Annotated in this window: 19 protein-coding genes and 1 pseudogene; 5 read left to right on the forward strand and 15 right to left on the reverse strand. The window is 44.8% G+C overall.

What is annotated here, in order from left to right; all coding sequences use genetic code 11:
* The 3 genes and pseudogenes from A1QO_RS20510 to vexH form a co-directional block, all read left to right on the forward strand.
* A pseudogene (locus A1QO_RS20510) lies at positions 1-201 on the forward strand (hypothetical protein); the annotation flags it as partial.
* Positions 202-331: 130 nt separating this feature from the next.
* Positions 332-1,387, forward strand: coding sequence for an efflux RND transporter periplasmic adaptor subunit (locus A1QO_RS10360; protein WP_026027101.1), 1,056 nt, complete (start codon positions 332-334; stop codon positions 1,385-1,387).
* Positions 1,387-4,497 carry a vibriobactin export RND transporter permease subunit VexH gene (vexH, locus tag A1QO_RS10365; protein WP_017034712.1) on the forward strand — a complete coding sequence of 1,037 codons (3,111 nt, stop codon included), beginning with the start codon at positions 1,387-1,389 and terminating at the stop codon, positions 4,495-4,497. The genes A1QO_RS10360 and vexH overlap by 1 nt, the downstream gene beginning before the upstream one ends.
* A 72-nt stretch (positions 4,498-4,569) precedes the next feature.
* Here vexH and A1QO_RS10370 read toward each other — a convergent pair whose 3' ends face one another.
* Complete coding sequence (locus A1QO_RS10370; protein WP_017034711.1) at positions 4,570-5,169, reverse strand: YitT family protein; 600 nt, start codon at positions 5,167-5,169, stop codon at positions 4,570-4,572.
* Between the two features lie 347 nt (positions 5,170-5,516).
* On the opposite strand from A1QO_RS10370, the gene glyA reads away from it, so the two are divergent.
* A complete protein-coding gene (gene glyA, locus A1QO_RS10375; RefSeq protein ID WP_017038851.1) occupies positions 5,517-6,767 on the forward strand; it encodes a serine hydroxymethyltransferase in 1,251 nt (416 codons plus the stop codon).
* A gap of 226 nt (positions 6,768-6,993) precedes the next feature.
* On the opposite strand, the gene A1QO_RS10380 is transcribed toward glyA, so the two are convergent.
* From A1QO_RS10380 to leuS, 13 genes are all read right to left on the reverse strand, one after another.
* Positions 6,994-7,323 carry a hypothetical protein gene (locus tag A1QO_RS10380; protein WP_017034709.1) on the reverse strand — a complete coding sequence of 110 codons (330 nt, stop codon included), beginning with the start codon at positions 7,321-7,323 and terminating at the stop codon, positions 6,994-6,996.
* A 182-nt stretch (positions 7,324-7,505) separates the two neighbouring features.
* Positions 7,506-8,471, reverse strand: coding sequence for a lipoyl synthase (lipA, locus tag A1QO_RS10385; protein WP_017034708.1), 966 nt, complete (start codon positions 8,469-8,471; stop codon positions 7,506-7,508).
* Positions 8,472-8,475: 4 nt separating this feature from the next.
* The gene (gene lipB / locus A1QO_RS10390; protein ID WP_017038850.1) at positions 8,476-9,132 is read right to left on the reverse strand and encodes a lipoyl(octanoyl) transferase LipB; all 657 of its coding nucleotides are present in this window, start codon (positions 9,130-9,132) and stop codon (positions 8,476-8,478) included.
* 177 nt (positions 9,133-9,309) lie between these two features.
* Positions 9,310-9,588: a DUF493 family protein YbeD gene (ybeD, locus tag A1QO_RS10395; RefSeq protein ID WP_017034706.1), complete on the reverse strand. Its 279-nt coding sequence runs from the start codon at positions 9,586-9,588 to the stop codon at positions 9,310-9,312.
* 129 nt (positions 9,589-9,717) lie between these two features.
* Complete coding sequence (locus A1QO_RS10400; RefSeq protein ID WP_017038849.1) at positions 9,718-10,896, reverse strand: serine hydrolase; 1,179 nt, start codon at positions 10,894-10,896, stop codon at positions 9,718-9,720.
* Positions 10,897-10,991: 95 nt separating this feature from the next.
* The gene (locus A1QO_RS10405; RefSeq protein ID WP_026026839.1) at positions 10,992-11,804 is read right to left on the reverse strand and encodes a septal ring lytic transglycosylase RlpA family protein; all 813 of its coding nucleotides are present in this window, start codon (positions 11,802-11,804) and stop codon (positions 10,992-10,994) included.
* Positions 11,782-12,903 (reverse strand): rod shape-determining protein RodA, encoded by a 1,122-nt coding sequence (gene rodA / locus A1QO_RS10410; protein WP_017034703.1) that lies wholly within the window; start codon positions 12,901-12,903, stop codon positions 11,782-11,784. Before rodA ends, A1QO_RS10405 begins: the two co-directional genes overlap by 23 nt.
* Complete coding sequence (gene mrdA, locus A1QO_RS10415) at positions 12,900-14,789, reverse strand: penicillin-binding protein 2 (protein ID WP_017039464.1); 1,890 nt, start codon at positions 14,787-14,789, stop codon at positions 12,900-12,902. Before mrdA ends, rodA begins: the two co-directional genes overlap by 4 nt.
* 5 nt (positions 14,790-14,794) lie before the next feature.
* Positions 14,795-15,265 carry a 23S rRNA (pseudouridine(1915)-N(3))-methyltransferase RlmH gene (rlmH, locus tag A1QO_RS10420; RefSeq protein WP_017034701.1) on the reverse strand — a complete coding sequence of 157 codons (471 nt, stop codon included), beginning with the start codon at positions 15,263-15,265 and terminating at the stop codon, positions 14,795-14,797.
* 3 nt (positions 15,266-15,268) lie between these two features.
* Positions 15,269-15,586 (reverse strand): ribosome silencing factor, encoded by a 318-nt coding sequence (rsfS, locus tag A1QO_RS10425; RefSeq protein ID WP_017034700.1) that lies wholly within the window; start codon positions 15,584-15,586, stop codon positions 15,269-15,271.
* A gap of 62 nt (positions 15,587-15,648) precedes the next feature.
* A complete protein-coding gene (gene holA / locus A1QO_RS10430) occupies positions 15,649-16,671 on the reverse strand; it encodes a DNA polymerase III subunit delta (protein ID WP_017039465.1) in 1,023 nt (340 codons plus the stop codon).
* An 8-nt stretch (positions 16,672-16,679) separates the two neighbouring features.
* Positions 16,680-17,333, reverse strand: a complete 654-nt coding sequence (gene lptE, locus A1QO_RS10435) for an LPS assembly lipoprotein LptE (RefSeq protein ID WP_017034698.1) — start codon at positions 17,331-17,333, stop codon at positions 16,680-16,682.
* Between the two features lie 143 nt (positions 17,334-17,476).
* Entirely contained in the window at positions 17,477-20,053 is a 2,577-nt protein-coding gene (leuS, locus tag A1QO_RS10440) for a leucine--tRNA ligase (protein WP_017034697.1), read from the reverse strand.
* Between the two features lie 121 nt (positions 20,054-20,174).
* Here leuS and A1QO_RS10445 point away from each other — a divergent pair, with 121 nt between their 5' ends.
* Positions 20,175-20,645, forward strand: coding sequence for a zinc ribbon-containing protein (locus tag A1QO_RS10445; RefSeq protein WP_017034696.1), 471 nt, complete (start codon positions 20,175-20,177; stop codon positions 20,643-20,645).
* A 203-nt stretch (positions 20,646-20,848) separates the two neighbouring features.
* Here A1QO_RS10445 and lnt read toward each other — a convergent pair whose 3' ends face one another.
* Positions 20,849-22,381: an apolipoprotein N-acyltransferase gene (gene lnt, locus A1QO_RS10450; protein WP_017038843.1), complete on the reverse strand. Its 1,533-nt coding sequence runs from the start codon at positions 22,379-22,381 to the stop codon at positions 20,849-20,851.
* Between the last annotated feature and the right edge of the window lie 6 nt (positions 22,382-22,387).

The following is a 22,387-nucleotide window of genomic DNA, read 5'->3' on the forward strand; positions in this document are numbered from 1 at the left end:
CCTTTGGCCACTCGGGAACCCCTCCAGGGGTGTTTTCTTACTTCTTTAGAAAGTAAGCTTAAACAATGTATTCCCAACACATCGCTCAAGTGCGGAGCGCATAATAGCAAACTCGCTCATGCTGTAAAGATTTTTCTTATGATTTTGAATCAAATGCTGACTTTTTGGGCAAAGGCGTTGGTTTTTATACAAATAGGCTAAATGCAGGAACCACTATGCCAGCATAAACAAAAGAAAGTTCGAATATTATTGAAATAATTTACACTCATTGACGTTACTGTGCGTATCAATAGATATACTACAGCCAGTCAACAAAATTCAGCGAAGTACTATGAAAAATACAATAATATTCAGCGTCATAATGTCTATTTTCGTTTCTGCAACGGCTTATGCTAAAGGCCCTCGTACGGCTCCTTCGGTATCTGTCATCACTGAGTCAGTTCAAATTCACCATGTGTCTCAATCTTTGTCTCTTGTTGGTAAAATTGAATCCGATCAGTCGGTGGTCATTTCTTCGGAAGTCGCGGGAAAGGTCGATACGATCGCCGTGAAAGCGAACCAGAAAGTGACTAAAAATCAAACATTAGTCAAACTCGATGACGATAAAGCGATTGCAGCTGTCGCAGAGGCCAAAGCTTATTTGCGGGATGAAAAACGTAAACTAACAGAATATGAGCGCTTGGCGAAACGCAATGCAATCACGCAAACGGAAATTGATGCACAGAAAACCAGTGTTGATATTGCCCAGGCTCGTTTAGATGCCGCTAATGCCAATTTACGCGATTTACACATCTCTGCGCCATTTGAAGGTACGGTAGGCTTTATTGACTTCAGTCGCGGCGAATTGGTGAGCGCAGGGAGTGAGTTGCTGACTCTCGATGATTTGTCTTTAATGAGATTGGATTTGCAAGTACCAGAGCACTATTTGTCACGATTATCGATTGGGATGGACGTGGTTGCAACGACTAGCGCTTGGGGCAGTGAACGTCAATTTAAAGGCGAAGTGGTTGGCATTGATTCCCGTATTAACCAAGAAACACTCAACCTACGGGTGCGTATCCACTTTGATAATACTGACATGAAATTGAAACCGGGCATGCTCGTATCGGCCGATATGGCTTTTCCAGAGATTGAAGCGCCGATTATTCCGGTTCAAGCACTGCAATACTCGGGAACTAAACGGTTTGTTTATGTTGTGAACGATGACAATATCGCTAAAAAAACAGAAGTTATTTTAGGCGCTCGTATTGAGAACTTGGTGGTGATTGAGAAAGGGTTAGAGATAGGCCAGAAAATCGTTGTTCAGGGCATCGTTAATATGAGAGATGGCGTCTCGGTATCCGAATTGGGCGCTGATGGAAAAGCGAAGCAGAAGGAAACGAACTAATGTGGTTATCCGATGTATCGGTTAAACGACCGGTTTCTGCCATTGTACTTAGCTTACTATTGTGTGTCTTTGGTATTGTTTCGTTTAGTAAGCTTGCTGTTCGTGAGATGCCTGATATTGAAAGCCCTGTGGTATCCATATCAACTCGATATGAGGGGGCATCTGCAACCATTATCGAAAGCCAGATTACGTCCGCTCTTGAAGATCAGCTCTCTGGTATCAGTGGGATTGATGAGATTGAATCTACGACACGAAACGGCAGTTCGCGGATCACGATTACTTTTGATTTAGGTTATGACTTAAACACGGGGGTGAGTGATGTTCGCGATGCGGTTGCTCGAGCGCAGCGTTCTTTGCCGGATGAGGCGGATGATCCTATCGTCTTCAAGAACAATGGTTCTGGAGAAGCCTCTTTATACATCAACCTTAGTTCTTCAGAAATGGACAGAACACAGCTCACGGACTACATCGAACGTGTGCTGTTAGACCGTTTCAGTTTGATCAGTGGCGTCAGTTCAGTGGATGTGTCGGGTGGCCTCTACAAAGTCATGTATGTGAAGCTTAAGCCTGAACTCATGGCTGGGCGTGGCGTGACGACGTCAGATATTACCCAGGCATTAAAACAAGAAAACTTAGAAAGCCCGGGTGGAGAAGTGCGTAATGATTCGATTGTTATGTCCGTCCGGACTGCTCGAAGCTACAACTCTGCTGAAGATTTTGATTATCTCGTCGTAAAACGTGCCAGTGACAACACGCCTATTTACTTGAAAGACGTCGCCGATGTTTATGTTGGCGCTCAGAATGAAAGTTCCACGTTTAAAAGTGATGGGGTGGTCAACGTGAGTATGGGTATTATCCCCCAATCGGATGCAAACCCGCTCGATGTCGCTGATCTTGTGCATAAGCAAGTGGATGATATACAGCAGTTTTTACCAGAAGGCACTCGTCTTGCTATTGATTATGACTCGACCGTGTTTATTGAGCGTTCCATTTCTGAAGTCTACAGTACGCTCTTTATTACAGGCGGGTTGGTTATCCTGGTGCTGTACATATTTATAGGCCAGGCCAGAGCCACGCTTATTCCCGCAGTGACGGTGCCGGTTTCGTTGATCTCATCATTTATTGCCGCTCATTATTTTGGTTTTTCAATTAACCTGATTACATTGATGGCGTTGATTTTATCGATAGGCCTAGTCGTGGATGATGCGATCGTGGTGGTGGAAAACATCTTTCACCATATCGAGAAAGGTGAAAAACCGTTATTAGCGGCTTACAAAGGAACCAGAGAGGTTGGTTTTGCCGTTGTGGCGACAACGTTGGTGCTTGTTATGGTCTTCTTACCCATTTCGTTTATGGATGGAATGGTCGGGCTTTTGTTTACCGAGTTCTCGGTATTATTAGCCATGTCTGTCATTTTCTCATCGTTGGTGGCGCTGACTTTAACCCCGGTTCTAGGCAGTAAAATTCTCAAAGCCAATGTCAAACCGAATCGATTCAACCGTTTTATCGATAGATTGTTTACTAAGTTAGAGAACGGTTATCGCCGAGTATTAACGTTGGCGCTTAAGTGGAAGTTTGCGGCGCCTCTGGTCATCATGGCGTGTATTGGTGGCAGTTACGGTTTAATGCAACAAATTCCGGCACAGCTCACTCCATCAGAAGACCGTGGTGTTATCTTTGCCTTTGTGCGCGGTGCGGATGCAACGAGTTATAACCGAATGTCAGCCAACATGGACATTGTGGAAGAACGATTATTGCCACTTTTAGGACAAGGCTTTCTTAAATCTTTCAGTATCCAATCCCCAGCGTTTGGTGGTAATGCCGGTGACCAAACGGGCTTTGTTATCATGATTTTGGATGACTGGAACGAGCGCGATATTACCGCTCAAAATGCCCTTGGTGAAGTTAGGAAAGCACTTACAGGTATTCCCGACGTACGTGTATTCCCATTCATGCCCGGTTTTAGAGGGGGATCCAGTGAGCCAGTGCAATTTGTCTTAGGCGGAACCGATTACCCTGAATTGATGGAGTGGGCCGAGCGATTAAAAGTCGAGGCTGAAAACTCCCCGTTAATGGAAGGGGCAGAGATTAACTATTCAGAGAAAACGCCGGAGCTTGTCGTCACGATTGATCGTCAACGAGCGGCTGAACTAGGGATCAGTGTGTCGGATATTTCGGATACGCTTGAAGTGATGTTGGGCGGTAAAACGGAAACCACGTTTGTTGAACGAGGCGAAGAGTATGACGTTTACCTTCGTGGTGATGAAAACAGCTTCAACAATGCTTCCGATTTGAGTCAAATCTACATGCGAACCGTGTCGGGTGAATTAGTGACGCTTGATGCGGTGACAAGCATTGAAGAAGTTGCGTCATCGATTCGTCTTGCTCACTACAATAAACAGAAATCGATTACCGTGACCGCAAACTTGGCTGGTGACTCGACGTTGGGCGATGCGCTCGATTTCTTAGATTCAAAAGCGATCGAACTGCTGCCGAACGAAATATCGGTGAGCTATTCTGGCGAATCGAAAGATTACAAAGAAAATCAATCGAGTATTTTGATTGTCTTTGCATTGGCTTTGCTGGTGGCCTATCTAGTGTTAGCCGCTCAATTTGAAAGCTTTATTAACCCATTAGTGGTGATGTTCACGGTGCCAATGGGGGTATTCGGTGGGTTCCTCGGTATGTACTTTATGGGACAGGGTCTGAATATATATAGCCAGATCGGTATGATTATGTTGATTGGTATGGTGACGAAAAATGGTATTTTGATCGTTGAATTTACCAACCAGTTGCGTGACCGAGGTATCGAGTTCCAACAAGCCATCGTCGATGCATCCGCAAGGCGGTTAAGACCCATCATGATGACGGCATTTACCACATTGGCGGGTGCCATTCCATTGATAACGTCAACAGGTGCAGGCTATGAAAGCCGAGTGGCGGTAGGTACGGTGATCTTCTTTGGTATGGGGTTTGCAACCCTGGTGACCCTGTTTGTTATTCCTGCTATGTATCGATTGATCTCTATTACGACGCACTCTCCAGGCCATGTTGAGGCGGAATTAAATAAAGAACTGCAACATGATGTTAAAACGAGAAGTGTGCATTAATGACACATTGAATTGAATGTTACAAACAGAAAGGGCTCGCCAGTGTGCGAGCCCTTTTTATGCTTGGAATAACTAGCCGTAAGTGACGGTATAACGAGTCGGCTTGTGATTCATGGCCAGAACCACATTGAGCGCGACGGTTCCAAGTAAAGACAAACCAATAACCTGTGGAGACACAAAAAAGAAAGAAGCGAACAAAATCGCCACATCAATAAGCATTTGAGTTTTTCCCACTGATATTCCAAATCGATCTTGGATCACTAAACATAGAACGTTAAAGCCTCCGAGGCTAGAACGATGTCGAAATAGGATCAGCATCCCCAATCCCATTAACAATCCGCCAGCGATAGCGCAATAAATGTCATTGACGGTATCAAGGGTAATCACTAGGTATAAGTGATCGGCGAAAACAGAGACTAACGCACCGGAAATAGCACTATTTATGGCAAAGCGTTTGCCAAATCGCTGCCAGGCAAGTAAATAAAATGGGCAGTTAATAAGAAAATACAGAGTACCAAAAGACACTGAGACAATTTGGCTTAACAGCAGGGCTAATCCCGTTGTTCCGCCTGTGAGCAAATGCGCGGATTGAAGAAAGAATACCCCTTGAGCGACTAAGAAAGTCCCGGTTAAAATTGCAATCCAATCTTCTTTACTTGAGTGTTTTTCCATCAACTTGATTTTCTTCTAGAGACTATTGGGGCGAATAGTAGAGAAAAGATGATCTTTTCGGTAGCTAGAGAGATAAAATTAGGGTAAACCTATGTAATTATCGTTTTACAGGGTGTAAAGCGAAAACTTGACAGTAAGCCGCTTGTGGGTGATTAAGGTACGACAAGCATTATAAAGCTTATAAGTCATTATGAATAAACTGCATGATAAAAAGTGATTTTGCTCTTTATGATACAGATCAAATTATGTAGAATGCTTTTCATAAATTCGACCTACGTAAACGTTTGCGTACGGTTTTTGTGTGGTTTTTTTGAAACTTTCAGTACAATCTGAGTCAGGAGATACAGATGCTAACACGTGACATGAACATTGCAGATTATGATGCAGACCTATTTGAAGCGATCCAAGAGGAAACGGTTCGCCAAGAAGAACATATTGAGCTTATCGCTTCTGAAAACTACACAAGCCCACGTGTAATGGAAGCTCAAGGCTCTCAGTTAACGAACAAATATGCAGAAGGTTACCCTGGTAAGCGTTACTACGGTGGCTGTGAGTTCGTTGATAAGGTTGAAACATTGGCAATTGAGCGTGCATGTGAACTGTTTGGCGCACAATACGCAAACGTACAGCCACACTCAGGTTCTCAAGCAAATAACGCTGTCTACATGGCGCTACTAAACGCGGGTGATACTGTTCTTGGTATGAGCCTAGCGCACGGTGGTCACCTAACTCACGGTTCTCCTGTCAACTTCTCTGGTAAGCTTTACAACATCATCCCTTACGGTATCGATGAAGCAGGCCAAATCGATTACGAAGAGATGGAAGCGCTGGCTATCGAACACAAACCTAAGATGATCATCGGTGGCTTCTCAGCTTACTCTCAAGTTTGTGATTGGAAGCGTATGCGTGAAATCGCTGACAAAGTCGGTGCTTACTTCTTCGTCGATATGGCGCACGTTGCTGGGCTAATCGCTGCAGGTGTTTACCCGAACCCAGTTCCACACGCTCACGTTGTAACGACGACAACGCACAAAACGCTTGCGGGTCCTCGTGGCGGTCTTATCCTTTCTAACGAAGGCGAAGATCTTTACAAGAAACTAAACTCAGCAGTATTCCCAGGCGGCCAAGGTGGCCCTCTAATGCACGTTATCGCGGGTAAAGCAGTAGCGTTCAAAGAAGCGCTAGAGCCAGAGTTCAAAGAATACCAAGCTCGCGTAGTGGCTAACGCAAAAGCAATGGTTGCTGAATTCCTAGCTCGCGGTTACAACATCGTTTCAGGTTCTACAGAGAACCACCTGTTCCTAGTTGACCTAATCGACAAAGACATCACAGGTAAAGAAGCCGATGCAGCACTAGGTGCAGCGAACATCACTGTGAATAAGAACTCAGTACCAAACGATCCACGTAGCCCGTTTGTTACGTCTGGTATCCGTATCGGTTCTCCTTCTATCACTCGTCGCGGTTTCTCAGAAGCCGACGCGAAAGAGCTAGCAGGTTGGATGTGTGACATCCTAGATAACATGGGTGATGAGTCTGTTATCGAAGCAACGAAAGCGAAAGTACTAGAGATCTGTAAGCGTCTACCGGTTTACGCTTAATTTTTCTGCCTTAACTGTTCTATTTCGGTGTTAAAGGTACTCATTTACTAGCGTAAACTCCGCGCCTTTTCCTAGAACTAGAATCAGTTAAGTTTGAAAATAATAATGAAGAGCTTCCAATTTGGGGGCTCTTTTAGTTTCTGCGTAGAACGAAACTTAGAAACAAAAAGACCAGCTTGTTGAAGGGCTGGTCTTTTTAATATCGGTTATAGTCTAAAAGGTCGTCTTACTTTTTCGAAATACTCAGCAAGGTGCCTGACTTACACTGGAATGAGTAGTATTTTCGGCTTTCGTTGAATTTACCCAACCCTTCACCGTCACAGTAATCAATATTGATATCACGCATAACCTCTAACGTTTCTTCTGATGTTAGAGCGAACTTCGAACCATCTGAGCAGACAATTCTTACACGACCATCATCACTGACCGAATAAATATCGACCTCAGTGTTACAAAGCTCAAAAGAGGCTTCTCTATAGTTGTCTTGTTTGGTGTTGTTAGCACAACCAGCAGTAACGGCTGCGAACATCAGCGCCAATAATCCCATTCTATTCATTTTTATTCCTTAGCTATCTCAACGATAGGTGAGTACATTCCGTTAGTTTCTTTAGCCTATCGATTTTACCGTTCAGTTTCAATTGAGAAGCGGATTATTCACCATCTATTATTAACAATGGATTATTAACCATAGATCAGAAAGTAAAGTCGATGATACCACCGACTTTATCAATATTGGCGTTACTTAACTTCTTTGCCCTGTGCTTGCATATCGGCATGGTAAGAAGAACGCACAAACGGGCCACAAGCTGCGTGAGTGAAACCTAAATCCAACGCAATTTCTTTCAACTCTTCAAATTCAGCCGGCGGTACATAGCGTTCCACTGGCAAATGGTGACGGCTTGGTGCGAGGTACTGACCCAGAGTGAGCATGGTAACATCGTGCTCACGTAAGTCCTTAAGAACTTGAATGATCTCTTCTTTTGTTTCCCCAAGCCCCATCATTACCCCCGATTTTGTCGGAACATTAGGGTGTTGCTGTTTAAACTTTTTAAGAAGTTCTAACGACCACTTGTAGTTCGCACCTGGGCGCGCTTTACGGTACAGGCGTGGGGCGGTTTCTAAGTTATGGTTAAAGACATCCGGTGGGTTGTCTTTGAGTAACTCAAGGGCGATGTCCATACGGCCACGAAAGTCAGGGACCAATGTTTCAATGTGAATGTTAGGGTTAAGCTCGCGGATTTCTCGGTTACAATCGGCAAAGTGCTGTGCGCCTCCGTCTCTCAAGTCGTCTCTATCGACAGAGGTAATCACCACATACTTAAGTTTCATGTCTTTAATGGTTTGTGCCAGCTTCTTCGGTTCATCGCCTTCAGGAGCAAGAGGTCGGCCGTGGCCAACATCACAAAATGGGCAGCGGCGTGTACAGATAGCACCTAGAATCATGAAGGTTGCCGTTCCGTGGTTGAAACACTCTGAAAGGTTAGGGCAAGAGGCTTCTTCACACACCGAGTTAAGGTTATTTTTACGTAGAGCCGACTTGATCTCTTTGATGCGCTTACTGTCAGATGGCAGCTTTATTTTCATCCAGTCTGGTTTACGCAATACTTCTTTTGTTTCGCTTGGCATGTTTTTAACAGGAATCAATGCCATTTTGTCAGCGTCTCTGTATTTGACGCCTTTTTCCATTTGAATTGGTTTGCTCATGATTTTACTGCTTCTCGTTAAGGGCTTTTGTGCAAAATTTAACGTGCTCGTAGTCTAGGAGTGCGACGAGTTCTTGTATTAATTGCTGTTCAACGACGTCTAGCTGACTTGGTCCACCTAACTGGCTAACCTGTACCATTTCCATTCCTGCATAACCACATGGATTGATACGCAAAAACGGAGACAAGTCCATATCAACATTCAGTGCTAGACCATGAAAAGAACAGCCTTTTCGAATTCTTAATCCAAGGGAACAGATCTTTTTATTGTCGGAATAAACACCGGGTGCGTCGGGCTTGGCTGAAGCTTCGATATTGTAAGCTTTCAGAGTATTAATGACGAGATTCTCAATATGTGTAACGAGATCTCGAACGCCTAATTTTTTTCGTCTTAGGTTAATTAAGAAGTAGGCCACTAACTGACCTGGACCATGATAAGTGACTTGCCCCCCACGATCACTTTGTACGACAGGAATATCACCCGCAGCGAGAATATGCTCCGCTTTTCCAGCCTGACCCTGCGTAAATACAGGATTATGCTCAACTAACCAAATTTCATCGCTACTTTCATCGGTTCGATTGTCGGTGAACTCGTGCATCGCTTTCCATACAGGATGGTAATCTTGGCGACCAAGTTGTCTGACGACTAATTGATTTAGCATTCCGCTTTCCGTAGTGATTTGTAAAGTTATCGCATTATAAACACATTCATGAGAATGAACTACATATTGATAACCACAAATTAACTAGAAAAAATGCTCATATATCATAGGTGTCTGATTGAAAACAAAAAAGCAGCCAATGGCTGCTTTCAATATTATTTTAAAGTTTAAACTTTATTATAAGACCATGCGTACGATATCAATATCGCCGAGCTCTTTATACAGGGTTTCTACCTGCTCAATTGAGGTTGCTGTGATGTTGATTGACACTGAATTATACGTGCCTTTAGCGCTTGGCTTAACGACTGGGCTGTAGTCACCTGGAGCATGACGTTGAATGACTTCCAATACCAACTCCGGTAATTCAGGTTTTGCGTAGCCCATCACTTTAAAGGTGAATGAACACGGGAATTCGAGCAAGTCTTTAAGCTTTGCATCTGAATTAATGGTCATCATTGTAGATACTCCAAGGTTAAATCGGTTTTTAGGGGACGCATATTACTGTCTATTGAGCGGAATCTCAACTAAGTACCAAAAGGAAAAAAGCTGCACTAGGCAGCTTTTCAAACAATTAAAAAGGTCAGATTAGAAAAAACCTTTGAAAAGTAACATTAGATAGTCCCAAAGTCGGCTAAATAGACCGCCTTGCTGAACGTCTTCCAGAGCGAGTAATGGGTATTCGGCAACATCTTCGCCTTCAAGTTGGTAGAAAAGTTTACCGACTACGTCACCTTTCATGATCGGTGCTTCTAGTTCACTTTCAAGAACAAAACTTGCGGTTAGGTTCTTGGCTTGGCCACGAGGTAAGGTCACGTAAGTGTCGACATCCACGCCTAAAGCAACACTATCTTTGTCACCCATCCAGATTTTTTCTTCAACGAAGGTTTCGCCAGCACTGTGAGGTGCGACTGTTTCGAAGAATCTAAAACCATAGCTGAGTAGTTTTTTGCTTTCAGATTTTCGTGCATTGGCGTTTTTGGTGCCCATTACGACCGCCACCAAACGCATTTTACCTTCAGTCGCTGAGCTGACTAAGCTATAACCTGCATTACTTGTGTGGCCGGTTTTAATGCCATCAACATTCATGCTCTTGTCCCACAATAATCCGTTACGGTTGTACTGTGTGATGCCGTTGTAAGTGTATTTTTTTTCTGAGTAGATACGGTACTCGTCGGGTACGTCGCGGATCAGCGCCGATCCTAAAAGCGCCATATCGTACGGGGTAGAATAGAGACTATCGCTGTCTAAACCATGTACATTGGCAAAGTGAGTGTTGGTCATGCCAATGGTATCTGCCCAAGCATTCATCAAATCGACAAAGGCGTCTTCTGATCCTGCAATATGCTCAGCCATCGCGACACAGGCATCATTACCCGATTGAACGATAATACCGCGGTTGAGATCTTCAACGGTCACTGTTGTACCGACTTCGATGAACATTTTTGATGAGTCAGGAAAGTTCTTCGCCCACGCGTTTTCACTGATGGTCACTTCATCGGTCAGTGAAAGGTTACCACGCTCTATCTCTTGACCAACGACGTAGCTTGTCATCATCTTGGTTAAGCTTGCTGGGGATAATTTGGTATTCATCTCTTTTTCAGCCAGAACTTTTCCGGAATGAAAATCAAGAAGAACGAATCCTTTTGCAGCGATTTGGGGCGCGTCAGGTACGACTATTGGTGAGGCGTTAGCCAGAGTAGTTGCAACGGAAGAAAGAGCAATCGAGCATGTGAGGATGGTATTAAATACTGATGTTTTTTTCATGATGAATACAAAATTTTTGTTTTAACTGTCCGTATATTAACAGAAACCATTATTCACACCAGTGCCACGTCTATGGCACCGAATATGATGAGTGATTACTGGGCGACTGTGTGCTTTTTTATGAAGGCTGAAGAGTATCCAAGCACTTTAACTTGCTCAAGGGTCTGTTGCGTCAACGTATAGTCATTAAATGGCCCGAGAAAAACACGATGAAGGGATTGATTGGATTCAATATAACTGGGTACAGACAATTTTGCCGCGAGATCGTTGGAGAGGTTTAAAGAGCGATCTTGGTGCTTCGAGGTAGCGACTTGCACAATATAGCTTGGTAGTGCGTTTTGTTTATGGGCGGATTCTGGCCGTTCAACCGTAATGACTTCAATTTCCACATTAGCAACACCTGTTTTGACGACATCCAGTTTGATGGCAGCGGCATAGCTTAAATCGATGATGCGACTCTCATGAAATGGGCCTCGGTCATTAACACGAACTACGGTCGATTTTCCGTTATCCTGATTAGTGACTTTGACGTAGCTAGGAATCGGCAGAGTTTTATGCGCTGCTGTCATCGAATACATGTCGTAAATTTCACCATTTGAAGTCAAATGACCGTGAAATTTTTTACCATACCAAGAGGCTTTGCCCGTTTCGGTAAAGCCTTTCGCGTTTTTAACGATAACGTAGCTGTTGCCACGGAGGGTGTAATTACGGTTTCCCCCCAAGCTATAAGGTTCATATTGAGGTACCGCATCTTCAATATGATCGACCGAAATAGGTTCTTTTGGCGCGACGTCTTGATCTAGGCTATAGCGGCCAGATGACGAACAACCGAATAATGTTGCACTGGTCACTGCGAGTATGAGAATGTGCTTTTGGATGATCAATTTATGTCGCCTTTGAGAATGCATTTCTATGAGTGTGTATCGACATCAATATGCCAAAGCCTGCCATCAAGGTGACCATTGAGGTACCACCATAGCTAATTAGTGGTAAAGGAACGCCAACAACGGGCAAAATACCACTGACCATGCCAATGTTAACAAAGACGTAGACAAAGAAGCTTAAGATAATGCTGCCCGCCATCATTCGTCCAAAAGAGGTTTGAGCTTGGCTCGCTAGATATAAGCCTCTTCCCATGATGAACAGATAAATGGTCAGCAAAGCGAGAATCCCTAGCATGCCCCATTCTTCTGCGATAACCGCAAAGATAAAGTCAGTATGTCGCTCGGGTAGAAACTCGAGTTGAGACTGAGTGCCTTGCAGCCAACCTTTACCGGATACGCCGCCCGAACCGATTGCTATCTTACTTTGGATGATGTGGTAGCCAGCACCCAGCGGATCGGACTCAGGATTAAACAGTGTTCTAACGCGTACTTTTTGGTACTCGCGCATTAAATAAAACCATAATATGGGCGCAAAAGCCCCTACACAGGCCATCGCTGCAAAAATGATTTTCCAGCTGATACCCGCTAGAAATATAACAAAAATACCTGAAGCGGCGATGAGAATGGATGTGCCTAGATCGGGCTGCTTAGCAATCAGAATCGTGGGAACAAATACCATCACCAATGAGATTATAATGGTTCTAAAGCTTGGCGGTATAGCTCGTTTTCCTATGTAACGCGCGACCATTAAAGGAACGGCTAGCTTAAGTAATTCAGAGGGTTGAAAGCGAATGAACCCTAAGTTTAACCAACGTTGCGCTCCCTTTGAAGCTTCACCAAAAAACAGCACTCCAAGCAACAAGGTTATGCCACAAAAGAATAAAAAAGGAGCCAGTGATTCGTAGGTTCGAGGGGAGATTTGAGCCAACATTGCCATAACGCCTAGTGACAGCGCCATTCGCATTGCTTGTCTGTCCATCATCCCATAGCTTTGCCCACTTGCGCTGTACATCACAACAAGGCCAAATGCCATCAGGACAAGTATGCCGAGTAATAGCGGCAGGTCGATATGAAAGCGGTGAAAAAAAGCGCGATTGTTTCCTGTTGAAGGATCAAAGATCATTGTTCTGTTCCTTCTTGTCTTTCAAGTATTGCATGATCAAATATTCGTCTGACGACAGGACCACCATGAGTGGAGCCTCCGCCTGCATTTTCTAATACGACAGTAACGACGAACTCGGGCTTATCGAAAGGCGCATAACCGGTAAACAGGGCATGATCGCGAAGATGCTCTTCTAATTCATCCGCGTTATATTCTTGGTCTTCTGCAAGGCCAAATACCTGCGCTGTTCCTGACTTGCCTGCACTGACATATTTAAGGTCTCTAAACGCACGTCGCGCCGTTCCCTTGACACCGTGGTTAACCAGACGCATGCCTTCGGTTGCGACATTCCAGTATCGTTCAGGAACCCCGGTAATAGGAGGGTATGTTTCAAAATCTTCCAGCTGTTGAAGGTCAAACTTCTCGCCATTTTTAATCGTTGAACGGAGTAAATGTGGCGCCGTGACTTCGCCATGATTAATGAGGACAGAGGTAGCTTTGGCGATTTGCATCGGCGTTGCTGTCCAGTAGCCCTGGCCTATCCCCACAGGAATGGTATCGCCTTGGTACCAAGGCGTGCGATGACGGGCGACTTTCCAGTCTCTAGTGGGCATATTGGCTTTACTTTCTTCGTAAATATCAATACCGGTATATTCGCCAAAACCAAACATGCTCATCCAACTTGATAGGCGATCTATACCCATATCATAAGCGATTTGGTAGTAGAAAGTATCCACGGATTCTTCAATAGATTTTACAATGTCGACCTTTCCGTGTCCCCAACGAAGCCAATCTCTAAAAGGGCGAGTCTTCGAATTTGGAATTTTCCAGTAGCCAGGGTCATTACGCACGGTTTTCGTTGTAACGACACCTTCTTGCAGGGCTGCCACAGCGATGAAAGGTTTGACCGTTGACGCTGGTGGATAGATGCCTAACGTGGCTCGGTTAACAAGGGGACGGTTGATATCCGTTAATAGTGCGTTGTAGGCTTTGGATGAAATGCCATGCACAAATGCATTGGGATCGTAGCTTGGGCTAGAGACCATAGCGAGGACGCCATTATCAATAGGATCAAGCACGATAGCGGAGCCTCGGCGACCATCGAGCAACTTGTGAACATAAAGCTGCAAATCGATATCGAGATTCAAAACGATATCTTTGCCAGGGATTGGTGGCACGTACTTTAATGTTCGTATAATTCTTCCACGGCTATTCACTTCGACTTCTTGATAGCCAGCGATGCCGTGCAGTTTTTCTTCGTAAAAACGCTCGATTCCAAGTTTGCCGATGTCACGAGTGGCTTGGTAGTTCGCGGCTCGTTCTTCTCGCGCTAATCGCTGTAAATCCCGGTCATTAATTCGAGATACGTAACCAATAACATGGGTAAGAACACTGCCGTAAGGGTAGTAACGCTTCAAGTTAGCAGTAATGGAAACACCAGGGAAATTGTGTTGCTGCACCGAAAACTTAGCCACTTGTTCTTGAGTTAACTGAGTTAGCAAAGGGACAGAATTAAAGCGACGGGTTTGTCGTCGTTCGCGAGTAAATGTTTCGATTCGATCTGGGGTGATTTCAGGCAGTACTTGTTGTAGCCGCGCAATCGTATCATCAATATTGTCGACTTTTTCTAGTGTGATCTCTAGGTTGAAAACAGGGCGGTTTTCAGCAAGAAGTTTACCATTACGGTCATAGATGAGGCCTCTATTCGGCGCAATCGGTACGACTTTAATGCGATTGTCATTAGAGCGAGTTTTGTAGTCTTGGTACTGATTAACCTGAATGTTGTAGAGATTCGCCAGCAGAATACCCATCAAAAAGATGATGCCGAAAAAGGAAATAAGAGCACGACTTCTAAATAGCCGTGTTTCCTGATGGTGGTCTCGAATTTGGCTACGCTTACGCAACATGGAGGTTACTCTCGATGATAAGGGTGATTGGCTGTAATACTCCAAGCTCTATACAGACTTTCAGCCATCAACACTCGGACAAGAGGGTGAGGGAGTGTTAGCGGAGAGAGAGACCAGCTTTGATCAGCCGCTGCTTTACACGCAGGGGCTAATCCTTCAGGACCACCGATTAAAATCGATACGTCGCGTGCGTCTAACTTCCAGGCTTCTAATTGTTGTGAGAGCTGTTCTGTGTCCCAACGCTTGCCCGGTATATCCAGAGTCACAATGCGATTGCCTTTTGGCACTGCAGCCAGCATTGCTTCCCCTTCTTTTTGTAGGATTCGAGCAATATCTGCGTTCTTCCCACGCTTACCTGCCGTTATTTCGATCAGCTCGAGAGGCATGTCATGTGGAAATCGTCGACGATACTCTTGAAAGCCTTCCTCGACCCACTTAGGCATTTTAGTCCCAACGGCAATAAGCTGAATCTTCACAAACTAGCCCCAAAGTTTTTCTAATTGGTATAGCTCACGGTGCTCTTCTTGCATGACGTGCAGCATGGTTGTGCCCATATCAACAACAACCCATTCGCCTTCTTTTTCACCATCCATACCAAACGTGTCTAAACCCGCTTGCTTTACTTCTTTTGCAACATGCCCTGCGATAGAAGCCACGTGTGTTTTAGAGGTGCCAGTACAAATAATCATGTAGTCGGTAATGCTTGATTTACCTTGTACATTAATCGTTTTTATATTCAGTGCTTTCATATCGTCTGCTTTATCAGCAAGAAAGCTATTCAGTTCTTCACGTAACAAAAGGAGTTCCTCAGGGGGTGTCAATGGGTGAATTTTTGGCTGCGCAGTATAGCATGCTTTTATTAGGATGCTGCCAAGTTGATAGACGGCTGACACAGCTCTAAGCTCAATTGGTGCAATATTGGCCAAGGAGACGTGTCATATTGAGTTTTAGACAATATTTCGCACTGTGCAAGTAAGCTTAAACGTTGTTGAATAGCGACGAAAGAAAGTCGAGATAAAGCGCTGTTGTACAGCGGTCGTTTCGATTGCCATATTCTGTGCTTATCGAAGACTTGAGATGCAGACGCTGTTTTGAGTTCTACTTGCAGCTTCAGCAAAAGCATAAGCTCTTTTTGAATTGAGCGAACCAGGATCACCGGCTCTACCGATTCAGCTTCAAGCTGGCGTAAAATCCGTTGAGCTCGCTTTGCTTTTCCTGCCAGCAGCGCATCGATCCAATGAAAAGCAGTGAAATGGTTATGACGGCTCAGGGATTCTTCCAATCTAACCAGAGTTAACTGCCCATCGGGGTAGAGAAGTGCTAATTTTTCTAAGCTTTGGGATAGGGCAAATAAGTTGCCTTCATGCCATTGAGCCAGCATTTGTCTTGCTTCTGCATCTGCTGTTAAACCCAGAGCATGGCAGCGGGATTGAACAAATTGCGGCAGTCTTTGAATGTCTGGTGTTAAGCAACTGACCCAACAACCTTGGTTGTTTAGGGCTTTGAACCACTTTGCATTTTCTTGTGCTTTGGTGAGCTTCCCACCAATGATGATCAGCAAAATATCAGGATGAAGCATTGCGCTTAGTGACACCAGTTCTTTGGAGTGTCCTGCATTGAGCCCTGCTTCTGTCACTTCTAATTCGATAATTTGGCGAGCGGAGAATAAGCTGAGCGCTTGACAGCAATCGTACACATCATTCCAGTTTAGGTTGCTGTCTAAGGTGAATCGATGACGTTCATCAAACCCCTCTGTCTGAGCTTTAGCTCGGATAGCTTGGTGGGATTCTTGAATCAGCAGTGGCTCATTACCAAACAGCAAGTAAACAGGATGGCGTTGCCTATTCAGTTGATCTGAAAGTTTGTCGGCGTAAATACGCATGTTCGGCTCTATTGCGCAGTGTCTGCAGCGGTGGAATTGGCTTCCGCTTGTGGGTTTGATATTTGTGGCAATTGGCCTTCAATAGTTTTGATTTTGTACTGCTCTTCCGTATTGTCATAACCCGCAACGAATTGCTCTTCAAGGAGCATTTCATGCGCTTCGATATCGGCTCTTAATCGGCCCATCTGGCGAATAATTTGTGTTGAGGCGAGTTTACGCATTTCATCTTCGATCATGTCACGTTCTACTGACTTTGCTAAAGCGGTCAGTGGGTTATCAAGGTAGCTTCGAGTCACGCTGGTAGAAAATGTCTTCGCACCTAGTTCAGGAATGGTGACGCGGTATGAGGCACGAAAGGTCAACTCAATTTCAGCGGCCCTAGTGTTTTGATACAGCGACAATGTTCTTTCACCAACCCCCTCACCTAATAAGTGCATGTTTGGGATTTCTTCATTTGGTAAAACTATTTCCACATCATTTAGGCGAAATTGATTTTTGACTACACGCGTAAAAGTGCTGTATTCATCGTAACTGGTGACAGAAATAGTCGATAACTCTTCGGGTACTGAATAGTCACCACGCAGATGGAATCCGCATGCCGAAATTAAACTGGCGCTGAATACAACGCAAGCAAGTTTAAATGAGTTAGAAGTCAGGCGCATGTTTAGGAGGCTCTCATTAATTGGGATACTTATCTAATGGCTCTTTGTGCTTATCGGTAGAACAAGACGTAGAACGATTAGATAAGTAAGCAGGGTGGGTAAGCACCCTGCTTAATTTACACGTAGCTAAAATCCAAACTGCATTAGTTTGCCACGATGTTAAGTAACTTACCTGGTACGTAAATAACTTTACGTATGGTTAAGCCATCTAGAAACTTAATGGCGTTCTCATCTTTTAGACCAAGCTCTTTAACCTGTTCTTCTGTCGCGTCTGCAGCAACGATGAGTTTTGCTCTAAGTTTACCGTTGATCATAACCACAATGGTTTTTTCATCTTCAACCAGTGCCGCTTCATCAAACGTTGGCCATGTTGCTGAATCAACGTCGGACTCGCCCAATGCAATCCACATTTCGTAAGAGATGTGTGGCGTCATTGGGTAAAGCATGCGAACAACCGCTTTCAGGGCTTCATCTAGAATCGCACGATCTTGTGTTGACTCTTGAGGCGCTTTCGCCAGTTTGTTCATGAGTTCCATGATGGCAGCAATCGCGGTGTTAAAGGTTTGACGACGAGCGATATCATCGGTGACTTTTGCGATTGTCTTGTGAACATCACGGCGAAGTGCTTTTTGGTCGCCAGAAAGCGCAGAAGCATCAACTGCCTCGGCAGCCCCCTTAGATGAGTGTGCGTGAACCAGTTTCCAAACACGCTTAAGGAAGCGGTTTGCACCTTCAACCCCAGACTCTTGCCATTCAAGTGTCATGTCTGCAGGAGACGCAAACATCATGAATAGACGTACGGTGTCAGCGCCGTATTTGTCGACCATTTCTTGAGGGTCAATACCGTTGTTTTTAGACTTCGACATTTTGATCATGCCAGAGTGCTCAACATTACGGCCTTGATCGTCGGTTGCCTTTTCAATACGGCCTTTTGCATCACGCTCAACGGTCACGTCTGTGGGTGCGATCCACTCTTTCGTGCCTTTTTCATTCTCGTGATAGAACGCATCAGCCAATACCATACCTTGGCATAGTAGTTGTTTGTATGGCTCATCAGAGGTGACGTAACCTGCATCACGAAGCAGTTTATGGAAGAATCGAGAATACAATAGGTGCATACAAGCGTGTTCGATGCCACCAATGTACTGGTCAACGGGTAGCCAGTAATTTGCTTTCTCTGGATCGAGAATGTCGTCTGCTTGTGGTGAACAGTAACGTGCGTAGTACCAAGATGATTCCATGAAGGTATCGAATGTGTCGGTCTCACGTAGAGCGGGTTCGCCGTTGAATGTTGTTTCAGCCCAAGACTTGTCTGCCTTGATTGGGCTCGTTACGCCATCCATTACTACGTCTTCAGGAAGAATGACGGGTAATTGGTCTGCTGGTACTGGGTGAACTTGACCATCTTCAGTGGTGACCATTGGGATTGGAGCGCCCCAGTAACGCTGGCGAGATACCCCCCAGTCACGCAGGCGGAAGTTGACTGTCTTCTTACCTTTGCCTTCAGCTTCAAGCTTGGCCGCGATGGCATCGAATGCTTCTTGGAATGCAAGGCCATCAAATTCCCCAGAATCGAACAAAACGCCTTTTTCTGTGTAAGCCGCTTCAGAAACGTTTAGCTCAGAACCGTCTTCTGGTTTGATGACTGGAATGATGTCGATACCGTATTTAACTGCAAATTCGTAGTCACGTTGATCGTGAGCAGGAACCGCCATTACCGCGCCTGTGCCGTAATCCATAAGAACGAAGTTTGCTACGTAAATAGGAACAACACGACCGTTAAGAGGATGGATAGCCGTTAGGCCAGTATCCATACCTTTCTTTTCCATCGTTGCCAATTCTGCTTCAGCTACTTTGGTGTTACGACATTCATCAACGAATGCTGCAAGCTCTGGGTTGTTCTTAGACGCTTTCTCTGCCAGTGGGTGACCTGCTGCGATACCAACGTAAGAAACCCCCATTAGCGTGTCTGGACGCGTTGTGTATACCTCTAATGGCGCTTCTTCACCGTTAACAGCGAAAGAGAGTTCAACACCTTCAGAGCGACCGATCCAGTTGCGCTGCATGGTTTTCACCATTTCAGGCCAACCTTCAAGGTTATCTAAGTCATCGAGTAACTCTTGAGCGTACTCTGTGATTTTAATGAACCACTGTGGAATTTTCTTTTGCTCTACAGGCGTGTCACAACGCCAGCAGCAACCATCTTCTACTTGCTCATTAGCCAGTACAGTTTGGTCGTTAGGGCACCAGTTAACAGAAGAGGTTTTCTTGTACACCAGGCCTTTTTCGTACAGTTTGGTAAAGAACTCTTGTTCCCAACGGTAATATTCTGGCGTACAGGTTGCGAATTCACGGCTCCAGTCATAACCAAAGCCGAGTAATTTCAGCTGGTTTTTCATGTACTCGATGTTTTCATATGTCCACGGCGCTGGCGCAGTTTTGTTCTTGACTGCGGCGTTTTCAGCAGGAAGTCCAAATGCATCCCAACCAATTGGCTGCATGACATTTTTTCCTTGCAGACGCTGGAAACGAGATACCACATCACCGATAGTGTAGTTGCGAACGTGACCCATGTGCAGTCGCCCACTAGGGTAAGGAAACATAGAGAGACAGTAGAATTTTTCTTTATTTGGGTCTTCACTTACAACAAAGGTCTTGCTGTTGTCCCAGTGCTGCTGAACTTTTTGTTCAATGTCTTGCGGGTTATATTGCTCTTGCATCGATGATATCCGGTTATCTTGGAATTTGTGAGTTCGGTTAGAACAGAATCTTACAGATCGACATAGAATACCTAAAGGAGCGTAGTACAACAATAGCCAATCTATCTTGAGGGGGTTTGTTATGCCAAAACATAAAGCGGGTTACGAAGATATGTTCGATGAGGTTGTCGAAACATTGAAAAGTAGCCCTGAAGAAATTACCCATGTTTTTGAAACATCCGCTAAAGTCGTCAGCGCTGCTAATGATATGACTAAAGATGAGCTTTCATTGATTTCAGCGTATCTACAATCTGACTTTAAGGCGTTCGCTGATAATTATGAAGAGAGCAAAGGCAGCCCATTTTCGATCATGATTTCGGATTCGATTTGGCAGGGGTTGCTTGATATTACCGATCGAACAAAGGTTGAGTGGGTCGAGCTGTTTCAAGATCTTGAACATCAGGGGCTATATCAGGCAGGGGATATGATAGGGCTTGGTATTTTGATTTGTGATGAATGTGGTCATAAGGTGCAGTATAACCATCCCACAAAAGTGATCGCCTGCACGCAATGTGGCCATACTGGGTTTAGTCGGCAGGCATTAAAGCCTTAGCGAATACTGCATTCTGTTTTTCGCTGAGGGCCGCTAACACCGATAATCTAGCACCTCACCAATCATCTTTGTTCTTAGGTGCGAGCTACTAGGTTATCGGTTGTTAGTGTTAAGTACTGAGCTCGTTGCTGTTAAGTACTGATCATTGAGCGTTGATCACTAAGCACTAGGGCACTAGGCATTAAGCACGAAATCTTAAGGTCTCAACGCTTAGGCTTAGCAACGGTGTTACGAGCGGCAACGGCGGAAAGAACCAAACTTAAAGCTACCCAAATATACAATGGCCAAGTTCCAAAGTTACGATAAGGGGTTTGGCCGGTTGTTGATTGGAGGGTGGCCGTTAACACAGCGGTCTCAAATTGTGCGACTTGTTCGATAATATTCCCTTTAAAGTCGGTTACCGCTGTTACCCCGTTATTGGTAGAACGAATCAAAGGCTTACCTAACTCTCTGGCTCTCATTCTCGCAATCTCCATATGTTGCAGCGGGCCAATAGAGTCCCCAAACCAAGCATCATTAGATAGCGTTAGAATAAAGTCGGTATCATCGGTGACGTTTCGCCTAACTTGTTCATTAAATATAATCTCATAGCACAGCGCTGGTGCCATATGACGACCATTGGCTATGATGTTAGGTTGAACAAAGTCCCCTTGACTGAATGAGGACATTGGTAGATTAAAAAATGGCGCAATTGGTCTTAAAATGTCTTCAAAAGGAACGAACTCACCAAAAGGTAATAGGTGGTGTTTGTGATAGCGTTCATTTGGGTCGTAACTGTAGTCGCCGTAAGGTGTACTGCCAATAGCGAGGACACTATTATAAAAGTTCCCTGTGTCATTTTTGTTCACAACTCCGGTAATGATTGCCGTTTGGTTTTCCTTAGCGGACTCGTCAAGGCTTCGTAGAAAAGCTGGGATCTCAAATTCAAAAGCAGGAATGGCCGCTTCTGGCCAGATAATGACATCTGCATCCCAGTGTTCACGGCTTAGCTCGACATATTTCATGATTATTGGCCAGCGTTGACTGGGTATCCATTTACTGGATTGGTCAGTATTTCCCTGTATCAATGCTACTGTCGTCGAGTTGTCAGAGTCGGGAGTCACCCAGTCCACATTTCTCAGGCCAAACCCAGAAGATAAGATGACGCATGGAATGAGCAATATTGACCATGAACGGCTAAATAGGGAAAAAGCCATGGATGCAGAAGAGAGAAGCAGCAGAAAAGTGATTAACTCTACGCCACCTATGGAGGCAAAGTTCGCGAGTGGTGAGTCTATTTGACTGTAGCCTAGCCATAGCCATGGAAAGCCAGTCATTACCCAACCGCGTAGCCAATCGGTAAGAAGCCATAAAGCAGGCGCGGCTAGGATAAATCGATGGCGACTGACCAGAGGAAAGTAGCGGTTTAATAACCAAGCGAACAGACCACTGTATAGAGCAAGATAGCCCACCAGCAGCGCCATCAAAAACAGGCTCGCTATTTTGGGCATGCCGCCGAAGACATCAATACTGATATGGACCCAACTGATGCCGGTGGAAAATAAGCCGATTCCCCAAGCATAACCAATAAAAAAGCCTTGTTTGGATGACTGCCCTTGGAGTAAGGCTAAAAGTAACAACGGACTAATGATAGCCAGCGGCCAAATTTGATAAGGAGCAAAAGCCAATGTGGTTAAAGCGCCAACAAAAACGGCCCCTAAAGGCCGCTGTAGGCGATGAATAATGTGATTAGTCATCTATCA

The sequence above is a fragment of the Vibrio genomosp. F10 str. ZF-129 genome, assembly GCF_000287055.2.
In the GTDB taxonomy this organism is placed as follows: domain Bacteria; phylum Pseudomonadota; class Gammaproteobacteria; order Enterobacterales; family Vibrionaceae; genus Vibrio.